Below are 747 nucleotides of genomic sequence, written 5' to 3'. Positions count from 1 at the left end.
GCCCGCTACGTCCACGGCGCCGGCATCGACAGCCCCATCCTCCACTACACCGCGGGCCAGACCCTCGTCTATCACCAGGACGGGCACAACTCGGTCGTGGCCACCACCGACGCCGCCACCGGTGCCCTGGTCGCCACGCAAGGCTACGGCCCCTGGGGCAACCCGAATGCGGCCCTCACCTCAGGCCCCCCGATACCCACCTACGGCTACACCGGACGGGAGCCCGACGCCACCGGCCTCGTCCACTACCGGGCGCGGTACTACCACCCCCACATCGGGCGCTTCACCCAGCCGGACCCCTTGGGCTTTATCGACGGGGTGAACCGCTACGCCTATGCGCTGAACAGCCCCGTCAACTTCCTTGACCCCACGGGGACGGTCGGAGAAGGGAGCGTCCGGACCCCCCAGGCCAATAACCAGGGTGGCTACTGGGGTAGCGGTGTCGTCGGCACCTTCCTACCGAACATCGACAACGCCATCCGCAACGGCGTGGGTGACGCCTCCCTCGGAGGCACCCTCACCGGCGCCGGCAAGGGCCTCGCCAACGACGCCATCGGCCTCATCAACTTCGCCGTCGGCGGCGTAACGCGCCTCGCCGGGGGCAGTGGCGACCCGGTGCTCTCCCAGTTTACGATTGCACCGGAGGAGCGCCTTGGAGCGGCTCTCGGCGAATCGGCAGCACTGGCTACAGGGCTCGGCGCGGCCGGTAAGCTCGCGGCGAAGGGTATCGCCAAGTTGGGAGCAAGG

General features: G+C 69.2%; 1 protein-coding gene. It reads left to right on the top strand.

Annotated elements, in window-relative coordinates; genetic code table 11:
* The coding region (locus CKO40_RS23805) for an RHS repeat-associated core domain-containing protein (protein WP_200348937.1) at positions 1-747 on the top strand (747 nt) is incomplete at both ends.

This window comes from Halochromatium glycolicum (assembly GCF_016584085.1).
In the GTDB taxonomy this organism is placed as follows: Bacteria; Pseudomonadota; Gammaproteobacteria; order Chromatiales; family Chromatiaceae; genus Lamprobacter; species Lamprobacter glycolicus.
Note: the sequence above shows the minus strand (reverse complement) of the source record. Positions and strands in the feature narration are given on the sequence as shown.